The organism is Nocardioides sp. zg-1308 (assembly GCF_013155375.1).
Taxonomy (GTDB): Bacteria; Actinomycetota; Actinomycetes; order Propionibacteriales; family Nocardioidaceae; genus Nocardioides; species Nocardioides renjunii.
Genome location: NZ_JABJQY010000002.1, coordinates 187,591 through 201,254 on the forward strand (window position 1 = coordinate 187,591; position 13,664 = coordinate 201,254).

Sequence of the window (13,664 nt, forward strand, 5' to 3'; positions counted from 1 at the left end):
CGCTTCCGGGTCTAGCGTGGCGGCATGGCTGACGACGGGGCGGACCAGGGGGCGTACACGATCGCGGAGCTGACGGCCGAGACCTGGCCGGCGTTCGACGACCTCGTGCTGCGCCACAACGGGATCTTCGGCGGCTGCTGGTGCATCTGGTTCCATCCCGACAGCGAGGAGCGCGGCCAGGGCGCGGAGGCCAACCGCGCCCTCAAGCGGCGCTACGTCGAGGCCGGCGCGGCCCACGCGGCACTGGTGATGGACGGCGACGAGGCGGTCGCCTGGGCGGAGTACGGCACGCCCGCCGAGCTGCCCACGCTGCACCACCTCAAGCAGTACGACGCGGAGAAGACCGGCGACCCCGACTACCGCATCACCTGCGTCTTCGTCGACCGGCGCCACCGCCGGCGCGGCGTCACCGAGCTCGCGATCCGCGGCGCCCTCGACCACATCGCGGCCAGGGGTGGCGGCGTGGTCGAGTCCTACCCCCACGACCTCACCGAGCAGACCAAGAAGATGTCCTCGTCGTTCCTCTACAACGGCACCCGGCGCCTCTACGAGCGGCTCGGCTTCACCTACGTGCGGCCCAAGGGGCTCAAGAACTGCGTGATGTCGATCGAGGTGCCGGCCCGTCCCTGAGGACCGGGCGCGGGAACCGGCGCGAGAACCGGCTGCTCAGGCGAGGCGGCGGCGGTCGGTGGGCCGGCCGCGCTCCTGGGCCATCTCGGCGACGACCTCCCTGCGCGCCCGCTCGCGGGCCTGCGCGAAGTAGGTCTTGGGGTCGGCCAGGGCACGGGAGATGCGGTCGTCGCGACGGGGCTTGACCAGCTTCTGCGCCATGACGCGTCCTCCTTCGACGGACCTCCGTGAGCCTGCTTCCACTGTGCCACACGGTTCCAGCGACACACTAGACAACGGCTCCGACACGTCCGCCGCACGCGCTCAGCGGTCAGGTCCGCTGGGCGAGTGCGGCGGCCAGCGCCGACGCCATGAGCCCCAGCATGTGCAGGTCGTCGTTGGTCAGCGCGCCTGCCTCGAGCGCGTCGAGGGTGAGCATCCCGTAGGCGGTGTCGGCGGTCGCGACCGAGATCGAGATGAAGGTCTTGTAGTCGCGCGGCTTGGTGGTGTCCCAGCCGGGTGGCGGGTCCGTGTCGATGTCGGGGCACAGGAGGTTCTCCCCCCGCAGCACCATCGCGATCGCCGCCTCACCGGCGGGGTCACCGGGCGTGAAGGTGGTGGTGGGCGACCCGGAGCGACCCGCCGCGAGGCGGGGGACGAGGCTGGGCGGGTCGCCGTCGGTGAGCTCGAACCAGCAGGCGCGCGAGCGCTCCGACCCGATGAGGTTGGAGGCGGCGGTGAGCACGAACGGGATCGCCTGGGCGATGAGCTGCTCGCGCGCGGGCTTGCTCCGCTCGGCCGAGATCTCGCCGAGGATGCGGAGCACCGGGTCGAGGGCGTCGTTGATCGTGGCCCGGGTGTCGGTGCGTGCGTCGAGCTCGCGCTGCTCGGAGGAGCGCTCACGGCGCTTGGCCGCGATGGCGAGTCCCTGCGGGATGAGGAACGCCATGCCGGTCACGACGAGCTGGAGCGCGAAGAGCAGCGCCTCGGTCCACCCGTCGGACTTCTGGGCGGCGTAGGCGGCGGCCGGCGAGGACACGACGCAGGCGAGCGCGACACCGAGCCACAGCGCGTCGCGAGGCGCGTCGGGCTCGGGCATGGGGGGCGTCCTCGGGCAGGCTCGTGCGGGTCAGGACGAGACGGTACGCCTCGCCACGGACGCTGGGAGCCGGGCCGGGAGGCGGCTCAGTACCAGTTGTTGGCCTGCTTGAAGCTCCACGCGCTGCAGGGGGTGCCGTAGGTGTCCTGGATGTACTCCAGGCCCCAGCGGATCTGCGACTCGGCGGAGGTCATGTAGTCGGCGGGGAGCTCGTGCAGCTGGGTCAGCGCCTGCGGGATGCCGTACGCCGACGAGGTGGGGTTGTCCGCGTCGACGCGCCAGTCGGACTCGCTGACGTAGAGCTGGTCGAGGCAGGAGAACTGGTCGGCCGAGAAGCCGTAGGCCGGCAGCAGCGCCCGGGCGATGTCGCGCGGGTCGCCCGCGGACAGCCTCTGCGACCGGGTCACGGCCGACCCGGCCGACATCTCCAGCGCGGTGGCCTTCGTGGCGTCCGTCCGGCGGGCCGAGCGGGAGGCGGTGCCGCGCTGCGAGCGCTGCTCGAGGGCCGCCGCGGCGTCGGACGAGGACGGCGCCTGGGCCTCGGCCGCACCGGCCGCGGCGTCCGTCGGAGCGGTCTGCGGCGTGGCGGTGGACGTCGCGCTGGATTCGGTGGCCACGTCGGCGGCGGCCGGCGCCAGCGTGCCGGTGTCGCCGGCCAGCACGCCGCCGGCGACGCTCACGCCCGTCGCGACGGCGGCGAGGCCGGTCAGCGCCACCCCGGTGCGAAGGGCGCGACCAGGCGCGCGCGTGGCCTTGTGCTTGCCGGGGGCGCGGTGCTTCGGGACGTACTTGTCAGGCTTCGACACAGGGGCTCACGGGGGGTCGAGGGCAGGGGTGTGCACGTCGCTCACGCTCTGACGTGCGGCGACCGGGCCGACTCGCGCAGCAGGACGGGCGGTGCGGGGGTGCTCCAGGCCCTGCCGGCGACCGATGTCACGGAACGGTCACGAGCCACCATGCAGGAGCGCTGGTGACCGTGCAAACCGAACTGCACAATTCATCGTGCCCCTTGCGTCACATCCGTCCCAGCGGACGCACAGACCCCGTGTGTCGCAGGCGGCGTGCTGTCACCTGCGACACACGGGGTCGCGCGATCCGTCAGGACGGCCTCAGAGCGTGACGTCCTCCAGCATCTCGGTCACCAGCGCCGCGATCGGTGAGCGCTCCGAGCGGGTCAGCGTGACGTGCGCGAACAGCGGGTGGCCCTTGAGCTTCTCCACGACGGCGACGATGCCGTCGTGCCGGCCGACCCGCAGGTTGTCGCGCTGGGCGACGTCGTGGGTCAGCACGACCTTGGAGTTGGCGCCGATGCGGGACAGCACCGTCAGGAGCACGTTGCGCTCCAGCGACTGCGCCTCGTCGACGATCACGAACGCGTCGTGCAGCGACCGGCCCCGGATGTGGGTCAGCGGGAGCACCTCGAGCATGCCGCGGTCCATCACCTCGTCGATCACGTCCTTGCCCGTGAGCGCCCCGAGGGTGTCGAAGACGGCCTGCGCCCAGGGCGACATCTTCTCGCTCTCCGACCCCGGCAGGTAGCCCAGCTCCTGGCCGCCGACGGCGAAGAGCGGGCGGAAGACGACGACCTTCTTGTGCTGGCGGCGCTCCAGCACGGCCTCGAGCCCGGCGCAGAGCGCCATCGCCGACTTGCCCGTGCCGGCGCGTCCGCCGAGGGACACGATGCCGACCTCCGGGTCGAGCAGCATCTCGAGGGCGACGCGTTGCTCGGCGGACCGGCCGTGGACGCCGAACGCGTCGCGGTCGCCGCGCACGAGGTGCACGCGCTTGTCCGCACCGACCCGGCCGAGGGCCGTGCCGCGATCCGAGAGCAGGACCAGGCCGTTGTGGCAGGGCAGGTCGCGGGCCTCGGCGAGGTCGATGACGCCGTCCTCGTAGAGCTCGTCGAGGTCGGCGGCGGGCACCTCGAGCTCGGTCATGCCGGTGTAGCCGGAGTCGCTGATCGCCTCGGCGCGGTACTCCTGCGCGTCGAGGCCGACCGCGGAGGCCTTGATCCGCAGCGGCAGGTCCTTCGAGACCAGGGTCACCTCGTGGCCCTCGTCGGCGAGGTTGCGCGCCACGGCGAGGATCCGCGTGTCGTTGTCGCCGAGCCGGAAGCCGGACGGCAGCGCCTGCGGGTCGGTGTGGTTGAGCTCGACACGCAGGGTGCCTCCCTCGGAGCCGATCCCCACCGGCTTGTCGAGGCGGCCGTGCACGACTCGGAGGTCGTCGAGGGCCCGCAGGGCGGAGCGGGCGAAGTAGCCGAGCTCGGGGTGGTGCCGCTTCCCCTCCAGCTCGGTGATGACGACGACCGGCAGCACGACCTCGTGCTCGGCGAAGCGGGTGAGCGCACCGGGATCGGCGAGCAGGACGCTGGTGTCGAGGACGTAGGTCCTGCGGCCCTCGGAGAATGCGGTGGACGGGCGGGTGGAGCTGGGCGATGAGGTCTTGCTGGCCACGACTAACCCCTTGCTGCGGGTCGGCGCGCGCACTCCTCGCCCGGCCCGATGTCATTCAACGGACCGGAGAGCTCCCATCTGAGTGCTCAAGGACTGCCTCCCGGTTCAGCAGGCTTCCCCACCTGCCGATGTCGCGAAAGTACGCCCGGCGCCCACCCGATCCGGGGCGACACGCCCGAACGCGAGGTGACGAGGAGATGACGTCTGCCGGGGGGCCGGCTCAGCCGCCGAAGCGGCGCTCGCGGGCGGCGTACGCACGAATCGCCCGGAGGAAGTCGACCCGCCTGAAGTCGGGCCAGAGGGCCTCGCAGAAGTAGAACTCCGAGTTGGCCGACTGCCACAGCAGGAAGCCGCCGAGGCGCTGCTCCCCCGACGTGCGGATCACCAGGTCGGGGTCGGGCTGGCCCTTGGTGTAGAGGTGGTCGGCGATGTGCTCGACGTCGATGATGTCGGCCAGCTCCTCCAGCGAGGTGCCGCGCGAGGCGTGGTCGGCGAGCAGGGCGCGGACCGCGTCGGCGATCTCGCGCCGCCCGCCGTAGCCGACGGCCACGTTGACCAGGATCCCGTCGATGTGCCGGGTCGCCTCCTCGGCCGCCTTGAGGCGCTCGGCGGTCTCGGTGGGCAGCAGGTCGAGCGCTCCTACGGGATGGATCCGCCAGCGCCCAGCCTCGGCCAGCGACTCGACGGCGCCCTCGATGATCTTCAGCAGGCCGGTCATCTGCTCGGCCGGCCGATTGGTGAGGTTGTCGCTCGAGAGCAGCCACAGCGTCACGACCTCGACCCCCACCTCCTCGCACCAGCCGAGGAGCGGACGGATGTTGTCGGCGCCGGCCTGGTAGCCCTCGGCGGTGTTGAGGCCCACGGCCTTCGCCCACCGACGGTTGCCGTCGAGCATGACCCCCACGTGCTTCGGGATCTGGTCGTGGGGCAGGAACTTCACCACCCGGGACTCGTAGGCCGGGTAGAGCACCCGTCGTACGGCGTCCTTCACGTTGACCACGGTCCGAGGATAACCGCGATGTGACCGAGTCCTCGCGGGAAGACCAGCGTGCCTTGTGCCGGTTTGGGTACTTTCTAGTCATGGAGACGACCTCATGACGCAGCGCGAGCGCGTCGAGCACGCCGTCGAGCGTGCCGGCGAGGTCGTGTCCGACAAGATGGCCGAGGTGAAGCCGAAGCTCCGGGGCTGGCTGCACGCCGCCACCGCACCGCTCGCGCTCGCCGCCGGCATCGTCCTCGTGGCCCTCTCCCCCACCGCCTCCACCCGCATCGGCTCGGCGGCCTTCGCGCTGTCCGCGCTCCTCGTCTTCACCGTGTCGGCGATCTACCACCGCGGCACCTGGTCGCCGCGCACGTGGGCGTTCCTGCGCCGCTTCGACCACGCCAACATCTTCGTGCTCATCGCCGGCACCTACACGCCGTACGCCCTGCTCTTCCTGCACGGCTCCGCCCGCACGACGCTGCTCGTCACCGTCTGGGCCGCGGCCATCGGTGGGGTGCTCTTCCGGGTGTTCTGGACCGACGCGCCTCGTTGGCTCTACACGCCGATGTACATCGCGCTCGGCTGGGCGGCGGTCTTCTTCATTCCCCAGTTCATGCAGGGGGCCGACAAGTTCAGCTCGGACATCGCCATCGCGTCGCTCGTGCTCGTCGCGGCGGGTGGCATCCTCTACACGGTCGGCGGCCTGGTCTACGGCCTCAAGCGGCCCAACCCCTCGCCCCGGTGGTTCGGGTTCCACGAGGTGTTCCACTCCTTCACGGTGCTGGCCTTCGCCGCGCACTACGTCGGGGTCTCGCTCGCGACGTACTCGCTGCGTTGATGGCCCTCGCTCCGCTCGGGCGCTTCCTCAGCTCAACGTCACCAGGCCGAAGGTGGTGATGGCGGCGACGACCACGGTGGCGGCGAGGGTCCAGCCGAGGACGGGTGAGCGCCGGGCCAGCCGCTCGAGCGCGAGGTAGGTCGCGCCGATGGCCGCGAGGCCGAGGGTGACGTGGAGCAGGACCGCGAGCATGACGCCCGCGATCGCACCGGCCATCCGCAGCCGCCCCCACAGCAGGCTGAGGGCGAGCGGGAGCACGATGGCGCCGGACAGCCCGCCGAGCGCCTCCACCCACCAGGTGCGCTCCCCCATCCACGGCACGTCCACCGCCCCGGGCCACGACCGGTCGACGAGGTCGCCGGTCGCGCTGTAGCCGAGGTAGATGACCGTCGCGATCGTGGTGCCGGCCGCCACCCGGTAGGACCAGTGCTTGGCCCGCGACCACGGCACGGCCCGTCCCACGAAGACCGTCGCCACGGTGACGGCCGTCCAGACGATCCAGCGCCGGATCACCCCGGTGCCGGTGTCGGCCATCGCGTCGCGGAAGACCCGGTCGGCCGCGACCCGGTCGACGACGTGCCCCTCGGTGGACACGTACGACGTCGGGTCGTCGCGGCCGGCCACCAGCGCGTCGTGGAGCAGGGCCGCCGGCAGGTGCGCGCCGGTCTTGGGCACCAGCCAGGTGAACAGCGCCGGCACCGAGGTGAGGTCGGTGCGGAAGTGGGCGTCGGCGGGCACGAGCAGCTCGCCGAGGTGGCGGTCGCGGTAGGCGATGCGCCGCTCGAGCTCGAACAGCTCGACGTCCTCCTCGGCGTGCCGCTCCAGCACGATGCGGGGGTCCGACCCCGGATCCGGCGGCTCACCGGGCCCGTCCTCGGACGGCAGGGTGCCCCCGTCGTAGAACCGGCGCGGCTCCTGGGCCACGCCCGCGCCCACCCGTCCGTCGCGCTCCCGAGATCGCATGGCGACAGTCTGGCGGCGCGGACCGACACCCGGCAGGCCTCGACGGGTGCGAGCGGTCCGGTCTTGCCCGGCTGACTAGCCTCGGTCGTCATGGAGCCGCAGCGCAGGATCCTCGTGACCGGAGCCCGGGCCAAGACCGGCGACCCGCTGGCCCGCCTGCTGGTCGCGCGGCCGGGTGTCGAGGTGCTCGGCGGGAGCAGGGACCCGGCGACCGTCGACCTCCCCGGCGTCGTGCCCACCGCCATCTCCTGGGACGAGCCGACGACCTGGGGCAGCGCCATCGGCGACGTGGACGCCGTCTTCGTCGTCCGGCCCGACCGGCCCGACGCCCCCGAGCTCATCGCCGGACTGCTGGGCCAGGCGCCGGAGGACGCCCACGTCGTCCTGCTCTCGGAGCGCGCCGCGGACTACGCCGCGCTCGACCGCTGGGGCCTGCGGTGCGAGGACGCCGTGCGCTCCGGCCCCCGCAGCTGGACCATCCTGCGGCCGAGCTGGTTCATGCAGGTCCTCACGGATCCCCGCTTCTTCCGCGACGCCGTGACCGGCGACGCCGAGCTGCCGTTCCCCGACGGGGGCGGTCGGCTGGCCTGGATCGACGCGCGCGACATCGCCGCGGTCGCCGAGGTGGCCCTGCTCGACAGCGACCACCGCGGCAGCGTCCTCGAGCTGACCGGGCCGGAGGCGCTCACCCTGGAGGAGACCGCCGGGCTCCTGTCGCCGCTCGCGGGCCGCCCGGTCACCCATCGCCGGCAGACCGTCGCCGAGGCCGTCGTCGGCATGGACGGCTTCGACCTCGAGCTGACGGAGATGACCTACGAGCGGGTCCGCGCGGGCGCGTTCGCCGAGGTCACCGGTGAGGTGGAGCGGGTCACCGGCCGGCCGCCGCGGAGCCTCGCGACGTTCGTCGAGGACGTCGTGGCCGGCCTCGACGGACCGCCGACCCTCAGCTGACGAGGGGCAGCAGCGGCCGCAGGTCGTCGTGCACCTCCGCCGCACCGGCCTCGGTGAGCACACGCGGGTCGTGCGTCGTGGCGATGCCGTGCACGCGTCGTACGCCCGCAGCGACCGCCGCGCGGACCCCCGCGGGCGAGTCCTCGGCAGCGAGCGCCTCGGCTGGGTCCGCGCCCAGCCGCTCGCACGCCAGCGCGAAGCCCGCCGGGTGCGGCTTGCCGTCCGCCACGTCGCGCGCCGTGACGACGAGGTCGACGCTCTCGAGCGTGAGGGACAGCGACTCGACGAGGGAGCGCTCGACCCATGCCGGGCCGGCGGACGTCACGATGGCGACGGGCACGCCGGCTGCGCGCGCCGCCTCGATCAGCTCGCGCGCCCCGGGCACGGCGCCGGCCGCCTCGTCCGGGACGTGCGTCAGGACCTCAGCGAGCACGGCCTCGGGGTCGAGGCCGGCCCACGGCCCCGGCTCGGTGGCGAAGACGTCGGCCGCTCGGCGGCCCGTGAAGATCGTCAGGTCGGGGACGTCCCACCCCTTGTGCGCGAAGAAGGACTCGTAGCCCCGGCGGTGCAGCGGCTCGGAGTCGACGAGCGTGCCGTCGAGGTCGAGCAGCAGGGCCGACACCCGGGTCATGCGGTGGTGAAGAGCAGGTCGCCGGCGGCGACGGGTCCGCCGACCGCGTCGCTCGTGACCGAGCCCTTGGGTGCGTCCATGAGCACGACCGGGACGACCGGCGAGACGTCCAGGCCGGCCGCGGACCCCGGCAGGCTCGAGGGGTCCCAGGTGATCATCGGGTCCCCGGCGGACACCTCGTCGCCCTGCGAGGCGAGGACCTCGAAGCCCTCCCCCTCGAGGCGGACGGTGTTGATGCCGAGGTGGACGAGCACCCCCACGCCGTCGCCGAGCACGACGAAGGCGTGCGGGAGGACCTTGACGACCGTGCCGGCGATCGGTGCGACCACCGTGGTGCGGCCCGCGTCGGGCTCGATGGCGACGCCGGGGCCGACCATCTCCTCGGCGAAGACCGGGTCGGGCACGTCGGTCATCGCGATGACCCTCCCGGGGCAGGGTGAGAGGACCTGCACGGACGACTGGCTCACATCAGGTCCTCGATGTCGTCGGCGAGGTTGTCCGCCTCGGGCCCGACGACGACCTGGACGACCGTGCCGCTCGCCATGACCCCGTGGGCACCGGCCGACTTGAGGGCGGCCTGGTCGACCAGGGACCCGTCCTTGACCTCGGTGCGGAGGCGGGTGATGCACGCCTCGATCTCGACGACGTTGTCCGCGCCGCCGAGGCCGGCGAGGATCTGCTCTGCCTTGCTGCTCATCTGTGAACCTTTCGTGGGGAGGTGACCACTGTTGGTCTCGTGGGCCGCTCGCGCAACCTCCTCGACCAGCGGTGCGGGTCAGCCGGTGACGTCGGTCTGGGTGACCTTGTTGAGCCCGCGCGGGTTGTCGGGGTCGAGCCCCATCCGCAGGGCCATCTGCTCGATCATCAGCTGTGAGGGGACGATCGAGGCGATGGGCTCCACGGCCTCGGGCAGGTCGGGACCCGCCAGGTGCAGGTCGCAGAGGTCCGCGAACGACGGCGTGCCGCCGATGCCGAGGACCCGCGCGCCGCGCCCCCGCAGGTCGCGCACCAGGTCGGCCATCGGCTCGGCCAGCGGGCCGTGGGCGGCGCCGACGAGCACCGCGAGCAGCCCCTCGCTGACCACCGAGATCGGGCCGTGGCGCAGGTCGGCGTAGGAGTAGCCGCGCACCGGGCGCAGGCACGTCTCCTCCATCTTGAGCGCGGTCTCCAGCGCGGTGCCGAGCAGCAGTCCGCGGCCGGAGACGACCACGCGCTCGGAGCCGGCCAGCGCCTCCGAGGCGGCGGACACGTCCGCGCCGAGGAGCCCGGCAACGGCGTCCGGCACGCGGTCGAGGTCTGCGGCGAGGCCGTCGGCGCCCTCGCCGGCCAGCGCGTCGGCCAGGACGGCGAGCGCCACCATCTGGGTGAGGTAGGTCTTCGTGGCCGGCACGGCGACCTCGGGCCCGGCCTGGGTCACCAGCGCCACGTCGGCCGCCGCGGCCAGCGGGGAGTCGGCCACGTTGGTCACGCTGACCGTCGCGGCGCCGCACTCGCGGGCCCACCGCTGCGTCTCGACGATCTCGGCGGTGGAGCCGGACTGCGAGACCGAGACCACCACGGTGTCGGAGAGGTCGAGCCGGGCGCGGTAGTGGGTGGCGACGCTCGGAGCAGCCAGCGCGGCGGGCACCCCGGCCGCCACCTCCAACAGGTAGCGACCGTAGATCGCGGCGTTGTCGCTGGACCCGCGCGCCACCAGCAGCACCCGGCGGCGGTCGCCGGCGAGGTCACGCAGGCGGGGCTGCTCGGGCAGCAGGTGCTCGAGCGTACGACGGGCGGCAGCCGGCTGCTCGGCGATCTCCGACGCCATGCGCGTCGAGGGGCCGCCGGTCTCGCCGGTGGGAGTGGTGGTCGCGGTGGTCTCCATGGGTGTCCTTGACAAGGTCGGGGCGGCAGAGCCATGCTCGGCGACTGGTACGTACCAGACCGTACCAATTGCCAGACCAGACGTCGAGCGCCCACTGGGAGGAGGAGGTCACGTGGCCGGCAGGATCGACCAGGGCCCCCGCCCCAAGCACGCGCAGCTCAGCGACGTGCTGGCGGACCTCGCCACGCGCGAGCTCGGCCCGGACACCGCGATCCCGTCCGAGCGCGACCTCATGGCGACGTACGACGTCTCGCGCGCCACGGTGCGCAAGGCCGTCGACAGCCTCGTCGCGGGCGGCCTGCTCCACCGGATCCAGGGCAAGGGCACCTTCGTCGCCCGTCCCCGTGTGGAGAGCCGTCTGCACCTCGCGTCGTTCTCCGACGACATGCGCCGCCGCGGGCTGGCGCCGTCGACCCGGCTGATGCTCGTGGACGAGGAGCGCCCGCCGTCCGACGTGGCAGCGACCCTGCGGCTGGGCGCGACGGGCACCGCGTGGCGGATCGACCGGGTCCGCCTCGCCGACGGCCAGCCGATGGCGATCGAGCAGGGCTGGTATCCCCGCTCGCTCCTGCCCGACCTCGACACCGAGGACCTCACCGGCTCGCTCTACACCCTGTTCTCCCAGCGCTACGACCTCGTCATCGACGCGGCCGAGCAGACGCTGTGGGGCGAGGCGGCCGAGGGCTCGACCGCGCGCCGCCTCGAGGCGCCCGTTCACACCCCGCTCCTGGTCTTCCGCCGCGTGTCCAGCGCCGCGGGACGTCCGGTCGAGCACGTCGTCTCGCGCTATCGCGGGGACCGCTACCAGGTCCACATGAGCCTCGGCGCCGACCACGGCGCCAGCAGGAAAACGAGCACCACCAGAAGGGATCGATCCTCGTGACCACACAGGACGCCGCCTCGGGCGGCACCACCACCCGGCGCAGGCTCAACCTCGCGCCACTGCAGAAGTTCGGGCGCAGCCTCATGCTCCCCATCGCCGCGCTCCCCGTCGCGGCGCTCCTGCTGCGCCTCGGCGCCAACGACCTGCTCGGGGTCGACGGCCTCGGGTGGGACAGCGTCGCCGCGGTCATCGGGGCGGCCGGTGGCGCACTGTTCGCCAACCTGCCGCTCCTCTTCGCGGTCGGCATCGCCATCGGCATGGCCCGCAAGTCGGACGGCTCGACGGCGCTCGCCGCCGTCGTCGGCTACCTCGTCTTCGAGGCGGTCGGCGACGCGATGTCGCCCTACGTCCTCGAGGGCGAGGAGCTCATCGACTACGGCGTCCTCGGCGGCATCGTGATGGGCCTGGTCAGCGCCTTCCTCTGGCAGCGCTACCACCGCATCTCGCTGCCGCCCTACCTGGCCTTCTTCGGCGGTCGGCGCTTCGTCCCGATCATCACGGCGTTCGCCGCGGTGGCGATCTCGGTCCTGATGAGCTTCGCCTACCCCGCCTTCGACTGGGCCATCACCGGCCTCGGCGAGCGGGTCACCGAGAACGCGGTGCTCGGCGGGTTCGTCTACGGCACCCTCAACCGGCTCCTGATCCCGCTCGGCCTGCACCACATCCTCAACAACCCGCCGTGGTTCATCTTCGGCGAGTACACCCCGCCCGGCGGCGGCGAGACCGTCAACGGCGACATCGCGCGCTTCCTGGCCGGCGACCCCGCCGCCGGCGCGTTCATGACCGGCTTCTTCCCGATCATGATGTTCGCGCTCCCGGCCGCGGCGCTCGCCATCTGGCACGAGGCCAAGCCGCAGAACAAGAAGCTCGTCGGCGGCATCATGCTGTCCGCCGCGCTGACGGCCTTCCTCACCGGGGTCACGGAGCCGCTCGAGTTCGCCTTCATGTTCGTCGCGTTCCCGCTCTACGTCATCCACGCCTTCCTCACGGGGTCGTCGATGGCGCTCACCAACGCGCTCGGCATCAAGGACGGCTTCGGCTTCTCGGCGGGCCTGTTCGACTACGTCCTCAACTACAACATCGCGACCAAGCCGCTGCTCATCATCCCGATCGGCCTGGCCTACGCCGCCGTCTACTACTTCCTCTTCCGGTTCGTGATCCGCAGGTGGAACCTGCGCACGCCGGGTCGCGAGGACGACGACGACGCGGCGGCGGGCACCTCGATGCTCGAGCAGGACAACAAGGCCTGACGTGCTCCTCACGGCAGACCGGGTGGTCACCCCGGCGCGGGTCCTCGCGCCGGGGTGGCTGCTCTCCGACGGCGACCGCATCGTCGAGGTCGGCGACGGGACACCACCGCGTACGCCCGACCTCGAGCTCGGCGACGCGACGGTCGTCCCCGGGTTCGTCGACCTCCACGTCCACGGCGGGGGCGGCGCGTCGTTCGACACCGGCACGGCCGAGGCCGCCGAGGTCGTCGTCTCGGCCCACCTCGCCCACGGAACCACCTCGATGGCGGGGAGTATCGTGAGTGACAGCCCCGACCGGATGGGCAGGGCGGTGCGGGAGCTCGCCCTGCTCGTCCGGGAGGGGCGCCTCGCGGGGATCCACCTCGAGGGCCCCTGGCTCAGCCCGGAGCGCTCGGGCGCCCACCAGCCCGGCGCGCTCGCCGCGCCCGACCCCGCCGCCGTCGACTCACTGCTGGCCGCCGGCGACGGCGCCGTGCGGATGGTGACCCTGGCACCCGAGCTGCCCGGCGGTATCGAGGCGGTGCGCCGGATCAGCGGCGCGGGGGCGGTCGCCGCGATCGGCCACACCGACGCGTCGTACGACGTGGCGCGCGAGGCCCTCGAGGCCGGCGCCCGGCTGGGCACCCACCTCTTCAACGCCATGCGCCCGCTGCACCACCGCGACCCCGGGCCCGTCGGCGCGCTCCTCGACGCCCCCGTCGACGTCGAGCTCATCGCCGACGGCGTGCACCTGCACCCGGCCGTGCTCCGCACCGTCTTCGCCGCCAAGCCGGGCCGCTGCATCCTGGTCACCGACGCGATGGCCGCGGCAGGCGGCCCTGACGGCGACTACCGCCTGGGACCGATGGCGATCGAGGTGCGCGACGGCGTGGCCCGGCTGGCCGACGGCACCGGCAGCGGCGCCATCGCCGGCTCGACGCTCACCATGGACGCGGCCCTCCGCTTCGCCGTACGCACCGCCGGCCTGCCGCTCCTCGACGTCGTGCACGCCGCGAGCACGGCACCCGCCCGGGCCTGGGGCCTGGACGACGTCGGCGCGCTCGAGGCCGGCCGGCGGGCCGACCTGGTGGTCCTCGACGCCGACCTGTCCGTACGCCGGGTGATGCGGGCCGGTGCCTGGGTGCGGCGCTGACCCCTC

The 13,664-nt window shown here is 73.0% G+C and carries 16 protein-coding genes; 6 read left to right on the forward strand and 10 right to left on the reverse strand.

Annotated elements, in window-relative coordinates; genetic code table 11:
- Positions 1-24 precede the first annotated feature (24 nt).
- Positions 25-630 carry a GNAT family N-acetyltransferase gene (locus tag HN031_RS02635; RefSeq protein WP_172265972.1) on the forward strand — a complete coding sequence of 202 codons (606 nt, stop codon included), beginning with the start codon at positions 25-27 and terminating at the stop codon, positions 628-630.
- A 36-nt stretch (positions 631-666) separates the two neighbouring features.
- Here the strand turns inward: HN031_RS02635 and HN031_RS02640 are convergent, their stop codons facing one another.
- The 5 genes from HN031_RS02640 to HN031_RS02660 all read right to left on the reverse strand — a co-directional run bounded on the left by HN031_RS02640 (position 667) and on the right by HN031_RS02660 (position 5,164).
- Entirely contained in the window at positions 667-831 is a 165-nt protein-coding gene (locus tag HN031_RS02640; protein ID WP_172265975.1) for a hypothetical protein, read from the reverse strand.
- Between the two features lie 109 nt (positions 832-940).
- Positions 941-1,708, reverse strand: coding sequence for a GAF domain-containing protein (locus HN031_RS02645; protein WP_172265978.1), 768 nt, complete (start codon positions 1,706-1,708; stop codon positions 941-943).
- Positions 1,709-1,794: 86 nt separating this feature from the next.
- Complete coding sequence (locus tag HN031_RS02650) at positions 1,795-2,514, reverse strand: lytic transglycosylase domain-containing protein (protein WP_172265981.1); 720 nt, start codon at positions 2,512-2,514, stop codon at positions 1,795-1,797.
- 303 nt (positions 2,515-2,817) lie between these two features.
- On the reverse strand, positions 2,818-4,164 hold the full coding sequence (locus tag HN031_RS02655; RefSeq protein WP_172265984.1) for a PhoH family protein: 1,347 nt from the start codon (positions 4,162-4,164) through the stop codon (positions 2,818-2,820).
- 220 nt (positions 4,165-4,384) lie between these two features.
- Entirely contained in the window at positions 4,385-5,164 is a 780-nt protein-coding gene (locus tag HN031_RS02660; RefSeq protein WP_172265987.1) for an isoprenyl transferase, read from the reverse strand.
- Between the two features lie 94 nt (positions 5,165-5,258).
- Here HN031_RS02660 and HN031_RS02665 point away from each other — a divergent pair, with 94 nt between their 5' ends.
- Positions 5,259-5,984 (forward strand): hemolysin III family protein, encoded by a 726-nt coding sequence (locus tag HN031_RS02665; RefSeq protein WP_172265990.1) that lies wholly within the window; start codon positions 5,259-5,261, stop codon positions 5,982-5,984.
- A gap of 27 nt (positions 5,985-6,011) precedes the next feature.
- Here the strand turns inward: HN031_RS02665 and HN031_RS02670 are convergent, their stop codons facing one another.
- On the reverse strand, positions 6,012-6,947 hold the full coding sequence (locus tag HN031_RS02670; RefSeq protein ID WP_172265993.1) for a DUF1353 domain-containing protein: 936 nt from the start codon (positions 6,945-6,947) through the stop codon (positions 6,012-6,014).
- 90 nt (positions 6,948-7,037) lie between these two features.
- Here HN031_RS02670 and HN031_RS02675 point away from each other — a divergent pair, with 90 nt between their 5' ends.
- A complete protein-coding gene (locus HN031_RS02675; protein ID WP_172265996.1) occupies positions 7,038-7,898 on the forward strand; it encodes a nucleoside-diphosphate sugar epimerase in 861 nt (286 codons plus the stop codon).
- On the opposite strand, the gene HN031_RS02680 is transcribed toward HN031_RS02675, so the two are convergent.
- From HN031_RS02680 to HN031_RS02695, 4 genes are read right to left on the reverse strand one after another with little or no spacing between them, the layout of a single operon-like run.
- Positions 7,891-8,529 carry an HAD family phosphatase gene (locus HN031_RS02680; protein WP_172265999.1) on the reverse strand — a complete coding sequence of 213 codons (639 nt, stop codon included), beginning with the start codon at positions 8,527-8,529 and terminating at the stop codon, positions 7,891-7,893. The genes HN031_RS02675 and HN031_RS02680 overlap by 8 nt on opposite strands.
- Entirely contained in the window at positions 8,526-8,996 is a 471-nt protein-coding gene (locus HN031_RS02685) for a PTS glucose transporter subunit IIA (protein WP_367650632.1), read from the reverse strand. The genes HN031_RS02680 and HN031_RS02685 overlap by 4 nt, the downstream gene beginning before the upstream one ends.
- Positions 8,993-9,295 (reverse strand): PTS glucose/sucrose transporter subunit IIB, encoded by a 303-nt coding sequence (locus HN031_RS02690; RefSeq protein WP_301539420.1) that lies wholly within the window; start codon positions 9,293-9,295, stop codon positions 8,993-8,995. The genes HN031_RS02685 and HN031_RS02690 overlap by 4 nt, the downstream gene beginning before the upstream one ends.
- Before the next feature lie 9 nt (positions 9,296-9,304).
- Entirely contained in the window at positions 9,305-10,393 is a 1,089-nt protein-coding gene (locus tag HN031_RS02695; protein ID WP_253943009.1) for an SIS domain-containing protein, read from the reverse strand.
- A gap of 112 nt (positions 10,394-10,505) precedes the next feature.
- On the opposite strand from HN031_RS02695, the gene HN031_RS02700 reads away from it, so the two are divergent.
- From HN031_RS02700 to nagA, 3 genes are read left to right on the forward strand one after another with little or no spacing between them, the layout of a single operon-like run.
- Positions 10,506-11,276, forward strand: coding sequence for a GntR family transcriptional regulator (locus HN031_RS02700; protein WP_367650633.1), 771 nt, complete (start codon positions 10,506-10,508; stop codon positions 11,274-11,276).
- Positions 11,273-12,526: a PTS transporter subunit EIIC gene (locus HN031_RS02705; protein WP_367650634.1), complete on the forward strand. Its 1,254-nt coding sequence runs from the start codon at positions 11,273-11,275 to the stop codon at positions 12,524-12,526. Before HN031_RS02700 ends, HN031_RS02705 begins: the two co-directional genes overlap by 4 nt.
- A gap of 1 nt (position 12,527) precedes the next feature.
- Positions 12,528-13,658 (forward strand): N-acetylglucosamine-6-phosphate deacetylase, encoded by a 1,131-nt coding sequence (nagA, locus tag HN031_RS02710; protein WP_172266011.1) that lies wholly within the window; start codon positions 12,528-12,530, stop codon positions 13,656-13,658.
- Positions 13,659-13,664 lie beyond the last annotated feature (6 nt).

Bases quoted from the DNA above. Each gene is read 5' to 3' on its own strand.
- HN031_RS02635 (WP_172265972.1), top strand. From the start codon at position 25: ATGGCTGACGACGGGGCGGACCAGGGGGCGTACACGATCGCGGAGCTG.
- HN031_RS02640 (WP_172265975.1), bottom strand. From the start codon at position 831: ATGGCGCAGAAGCTGGTCAAGCCCCGTCGCGACGACCGCATCTCCCGT.
- HN031_RS02645 (WP_172265978.1), bottom strand. From the start codon at position 1,708: ATGCCCGAGCCCGACGCGCCTCGCGACGCGCTGTGGCTCGGTGTCGCG.
- HN031_RS02665 (WP_172265990.1), top strand. From the start codon at position 5,259: ATGACGCAGCGCGAGCGCGTCGAGCACGCCGTCGAGCGTGCCGGCGAG.
- HN031_RS02670 (WP_172265993.1), bottom strand. From the start codon at position 6,947: ATGCGATCTCGGGAGCGCGACGGACGGGTGGGCGCGGGCGTGGCCCAG.
- HN031_RS02675 (WP_172265996.1), top strand. From the start codon at position 7,038: ATGGAGCCGCAGCGCAGGATCCTCGTGACCGGAGCCCGGGCCAAGACC.
- HN031_RS02680 (WP_172265999.1), bottom strand. From the start codon at position 8,529: ATGACCCGGGTGTCGGCCCTGCTGCTCGACCTCGACGGCACGCTCGTC.
- HN031_RS02695 (WP_253943009.1), bottom strand. From the start codon at position 10,393: ATGGAGACCACCGCGACCACCACTCCCACCGGCGAGACCGGCGGCCCC.